Genomic DNA, 6,006 nt, shown 5'->3' with positions numbered 1-6,006 from the left:
CAATGCCGGCCCGATCACGGCGGGTACATTCACCGGGACTTACGGCACATTGGTGCTGAACGCCAACGGCACCTACACCTACACCCTCAACACCAATGATGCGGACTTCAAAAACCTGCACGGCGGCGGCAATGGCACCGAGACCTTCACCTACACCATCACTGACGCCGACGGCGATACCAGTACTGCGAACCTCGTCCTGCAGATCCACAACAACGACGATCCGGTGATCATCAATGGCCTCGACGTCAACGGTGGCGAACTCACCGTCTACGAGAAAAACCTTAGCGACGGCACCAGCCCCAACATTCCGGCGCTGACCCAGAGCGGCACCTTCACCGTCACCGCGCTCGACGGTCTGCAGACCCTGACCGTGGGCGGCATTGCCGTGATCACCAACGGCGTCGCGGCCGGGTTCCCGCAATCGGCGGTCACGCCGCTGGGCAGCACGCTGACCATCACCGGATACGACCCGGCCACCGGCGTTGTCAGCTACAGCTACACCCTGGTCGATAACGAAACCCACCCGAACGCCAACGGCGCCAACAGCATCACCGAGAACTTCAACGTGGTGGCGACCGACACCGATGGCAGCACCGCCACCGGGCAGATCAACGTCAACATCATCGATGACCTGCCGACCGCCAAGCCTGACGCAACGTCAGTGCAGGAGGGCGGCACCGTCAGCGGCAACGTGCTGGACAACGACATCGGCGGCGCCGACGGCCCGGCTGTCAGCGGTGCCGTGGTCGGCGTGCGCGCCGGATCCGACACCTCGACCTCAGCCATCGGCGGCCTCAACAGCAACATCAACGGCACCTACGGCTACCTGACCCTCGACGCCAACGGCAACGCGGTCTATCACAGCAACCCGAATGCCGTGAGCGGCCCGGGTGCGGTGGACGTATTCGTGTACACCGTGCGCGATTCCGATGGCGATGAAAGCACCACCACTATCACCATCGACGTCTACAACAGCTGCCTCAAAGCGGTCAGCGACAACGACGTCACCGTGTACGAAAAAGCCCTCGACCTGACCAAGGACGGCCAGGATCTGGCCGCCGGCACGGTCACCGGCAGCGATCCGGCCAGCACCGGGGAAACAGCGTCCGGCACGCTGGTCGGCTCGGTCACCGGCGCTGTAGGTGCGATCAGCTATGCGCTGGTCGGCAGCGCCACCGGCAACTACGGGCAGATCGTGCTCAACCCCGACGGCACGTACACCTACACCCTGACCTCACCGGCCAGCACCACCCCGCACGCCGATGACGGCGCCAACACCCTGACCGAAACCTTCACCTACCAGGCGACCGATTCGCTGGGCAACGTCGTCACCAGCACCATCGTGGTCAACATCGTCGATGACGTGCCGAAGGCGATCAACGACAGCAACGCCAGCACCGCGTCGGAAACCCAGTTGACCCTCAACGGCAACGTGCTGACCAACGACGTGCAAGGCGCCGACGTGGTGGCGACCGGTCCGAATGCCGGCCCGATCACCCCCGGCACCTTCATCGGCACTTACGGCACCCTGGTGCTGAACGCCAACGGCACGTACACCTACACCCTCGACACCAACGATGCGGACTTCAAAAACCTGCACGGCGGTGGCAACGGCACCGAGACCTTCACCTACACCCTGACCGATGCCGACGGCGACACCAGCACCGCCAACCTGGTGCTGAACATCCACAACAACGACGATCCGGTGGTCCTCAACGGCCTCGACGTGAATGGCGGCGAACTCACCGTCTACGAGAAAAACCTCAGCGACGGCACCAGCCCCGACATCCCGGCGCTGACCCAGAGCGGCACCTTCACTGTGACGGCCCTCGACGGTCTGCAAACCCTGACCGTGGGCGGCATTGCCGTGATGACCAACGGCGTCGCCGCAGGCTTCCCGCAATCGATCGTCACTCCGCTGGGCAGCACGCTGACCATCACCGGTTACAACCCGGCTACCGGCGTGGTGAGTTACAGCTACACCCTGGTCGATAACGAAACCCACCCGAACGCCAACGGCGCCAACAGCCTCACCGAGAACTTCAACGTGGTGGCGACGGACACCGATGGCAGCACTGCGACCGGGCAAATCAACGTCAACATCATCGATGACTTGCCGACCGCCAAGGCCGACACCGGCTCGGTGGCGGAGGGCGGCACGGTCAACATCAGCGTGTTGGGCAATGATGTCAGCGGTGCCGATGGTGCGGCCGTTGTGGTCGGCGTGCGTGCCGGCAGTGACACTGCGACCTCGGCCATCGGCGGGCTCAACAGCAACATCAACGGCAGCTACGGTTACCTGACCCTCGATGCGGCCGGCAACGCGGTCTATCACAGCAACCCGAACTCGGTGAGCCCGCCGGGCGCCACCGACACGTTCACCTACACCATCCGCGACAGTGACGGCGACGAAAGCACCACCACCATCACCGTCAACGTCGCCGACAGCAAACTCGTGGCCTCGACCGATCAGGACGTGACCGTCTACGAAAAAGCCCTCGACCTGACCAAGGACGGCCAGGATCTGGCCCCCGGCACGGTCACCGGCAGCGATCCTTCCAATACCGGCGAAACTGCCAGCGGCACATTGGTCGGTTCGGTCAGCGGCGGCAGCGGGGCGATCACCTACACCCTGGTCGGCAGCGCCACCGGCACTTACGGGCAGATCCAGCTCAACGCCGACGGCACCTACACCTACACCCTGACCTCGGCGCCGAAAACCACGCCGAACGCCAACGACGGGCCGAACACCCTGAGCGAAAGCTTCACCTACAAAGCCACCGATGCGCTGGGCAACAGCACCACCAGCACCCTCGTGGTCAACATCGTCGACGACGTGCCCAAAGCGGTAGCGTCGGATCGTTCGGTGGCGGCGGTGGAGATCGACTCCAACATCCTCATCGTCCTCGACATCTCCGGCAGCATGGCCGACGCCTCCGGCGTACCGGGCCTGTCGCGGCTGGACCTGGCCAAGCAGGCGATCAGTGCCTTGCTCGACAAGTACGACGATCTGGGTGATGTGAAAGTGCAGCTCGTCACCTTCAGCAGCAACGCCACCGACCGCACTTCGGTGTGGGTCGATGTCGCCACGGCCAAGACCCTTCTGGCCGGCCTGAGTGCGGGCGGCGGCACCAACTACGATGCGGCCGTGGCGACCATGTACAACGCGTTCAACACCTCCGGCAAACTCACCGGGGCGCAGAACGTCGGCTATTTCTTCTCCGACGGCAAACCCAACGAGGGTGACATCGGCACCGCCGACGAGGCGACGCTCAAGGCGTTCCTCGATGCCAACAACATCAAGAACTACGCGATCGGCCTGGGCAGCGGCGTGAGTAACGCCAACCTCGATCCGCTGGCCTACGACGGCATCACGCACACCAACACCAATGCGGTGGTGGTCACCGATCTCAACCAGCTCAACTCGGTGCTCTCCGGCACTGTCGAGGGTGCGCCGGTCACCGGTTCGCTGCTGGGCGAGGGCGGCACGTTCGGCGCGGATGGCGGGTTCATCAAGTCCATCGTGGTCGACGGCACCACCTACACCTATGACCCGAAAGCCAACGGCGGCCAGGGTTCACTGGTCGCCAGCGGCGGCGCCAACCACGGCACCTTCAACACGGTGAACAACACCCTGAGCATCGCCACCAACAACAGCGGCACCCTGGTGGTCAACCTCGACACCGGCGACTACAGCTACACCTCGCAGAAAACCACCAGCGTGGTGATCACCGAGAACATCGGCTTCACCCTCAGCGACAACGACGGCGACCTCGCCAGCTCGACCCTGACCGTGAAAGTGATCCCCAACGCGCCTCCGGTGGCGGTGGACGACCACATCATCACCAACGTGCTATCGGGCAATATCGTGGTGCCGGGCGAACTGCTGCTGGCCAACGACACCGATCCGAACGGCGACACCCTCAACGCCACGCCAACCTCGTTCAACACCGGCTGGATCTCCAAATCGGCAGACTTCACCGGCACTGGCGCGATCAGCTTCACCGGCACCAATGCCAACACCGCCGCCAACCAGAACCTGGCCAACGTGCGCAATGCGTTCAGCGCCAACGCCGCGACCATGACCGCCGTGCTGGTGGTCAGCGGTTACCTCGGTGCGGTGACCAACACCAACGCCAACGATGAAGACCGCATCACCGTCAACCTGCGCCAGGGCGAAACCCTCAACCTGGACCACAACCTGGCGGCCGGTCACATCACCATGGAGTATTCGATCAACGGCGGCGCGTACATCGCCCTCGCGGACGGCCAGACCCTGACCGCGACGTCCGACGGCGTCTATCAGATCCACATCACCAACATCACCAACACCACGGGCAGCAACGCCAATGCGGCGGAGAACTACCAGCTGACCATGACCCTCAACTACGCCGGGGCCCACGACATCACCCCGGACTACCACGGCACCTACACCGCCAACGACAACCATGGCGGCAGCGATACGGCGAACGTGACCATCAGCTACCAGGACGGCCACACCCTCACCGGCACCTCGGGCGATGACGTGCTGGTGGCCGGCACCGGTGACAACATCATCAATGCCGGCGACGGCAACGATGTGCTGACCGCAGGCTCCGGCAACAACGAACTGCACGGCGGCGCCGGCAACGACTTGCTCTACAGCGGCCCGGGCAACGACCTGCTCGACGGTGGCAGCGGCATCGACACCGCCAGCTACGCCCATGCGACCGCCGGGGTGACGGTCAACCTCGGCCTGCTCGGTGCGCAAAACACCATTGGCGCCGGGACAGACACCCTGACCGGCATCGAAAATCTGGTCGGCTCGAACTTCAACGACACCCTGACCGGCGACAACAATAACAACGTCATCAACGGTGGCCTGGGCAACGACATCCTCAACGGCGGCGGGGGCGATGACCTGCTGATCGGCGGGATGGGCAACAACACCCTGACCGGCGGGCCGGGCGCCGACACCTTCCAGTGGCTCAAGGGCAACAGCGGCCATGACCTCGTCACCGACTTCACCCCCGGCACAGACAAGCTCGACCTGTCGCAACTGCTGCAAGGTGAAAACGGCACGGCGGCGTCACTGGATGACTACCTGCACTTCACCGTCACTGGCAGCGGCGCTTCGGTGGTCACCACCATTGACGTCAGCGCCATGGCCGGTGCTACGCCGACTCAGACCATTGACCTGGCGGGCGTCAACCTGGCCAGCCATTACGGCGTGACACCGGGGGCGGGCGGAGTGATTGCCGGCGGGCATGACACGGCGACCATCATCAACGGGATGTTGAATGATCATTCGTTGAAGGTGGACACGGTGTGAGCCGGGGCTGAGATGACAAAACCCGCCGCCCCGAGTGATCGGGGCAGCGGGTTTTTCTTTGCTCAGGTTATAGCGGCGCTTCTGCTTTCAACTCCACATCATCCAGCACCCGATTTACCGCCAGTTCCGCCAGCATGATCAGCTGCCCGATGCCCAGCAGCACGTGCCGTTGCGGCGCATCGATCATCCCGGCGAAATCGCTGGCCATGGTTTTGGCCGAGGTCAGAGTTTCGCAGGCGTCTGCCAGCAGCTCTTCGCTCGGGATGCCGGGGGCGATGAGGTAACGGGTGTTGGGTTTGAGCAGCGGTTTTCGGGGGAGGAGGGGATTGAGGTAATGATCGAGGGCGCGTTCGGCGGCTTCGTGGAATTTCTTGGAATCGAGGGTTTCGTAGGGGGAAGTCGAATCGACTTCCGGCGGGTTTGGCGTGGGTTTGATCATGGGTAAAGCCTCTAGAGTAGTGGAGGCGCCACGCGTCGCTGCTAAACGAAAGAGGTGGCGGCCGTACGCGGGTTAGCAGACCAGGACTCTAGAACCCGGCGCACCGAAGTGCCCCACGCAAAGCCGCCATAACGTGAACGGACAGGCGTGAGCCTGATCACGAACGAACGGCATTGTGCGTCTAGAGTAGATCCGGGCTGCTAAACCCGATCGCTGTTTTTCAGCGACCGCCAAACAATAGAGCCCGCCCTCA

2 protein-coding genes are annotated in these 6,006 nt (G+C 63.5%); one reads left to right on the top strand and one right to left on the bottom strand.

Going from position 1 to position 6,006, the window contains the following annotated elements:
* Window positions 1–5,314 (top strand): Ig-like domain-containing protein (locus AC1MDC_RS28535; RefSeq protein WP_480394181.1); only part of this gene is annotated, 5,314 nt, incomplete at its 5' end.
* A 67-nt stretch (window positions 5,315–5,381) separates the two neighbouring features.
* Here AC1MDC_RS28535 and AC1MDC_RS28530 read toward each other — a convergent pair.
* Window positions 5,382–5,753, bottom strand: a complete 372-nt coding sequence (locus AC1MDC_RS28530) for a DUF6124 family protein (RefSeq protein ID WP_480394180.1) — start codon at window positions 5,751–5,753, stop codon at window positions 5,382–5,384.
* Between the last annotated feature and the right edge of the window lie 253 nt (window positions 5,754–6,006).

Source organism: Pseudomonas sp. 1, from assembly GCF_056626735.1.
The sequence above is the reverse complement of the archived record's forward strand: the minus strand, read 5'-3'. Positions and strand labels throughout refer to the sequence as shown.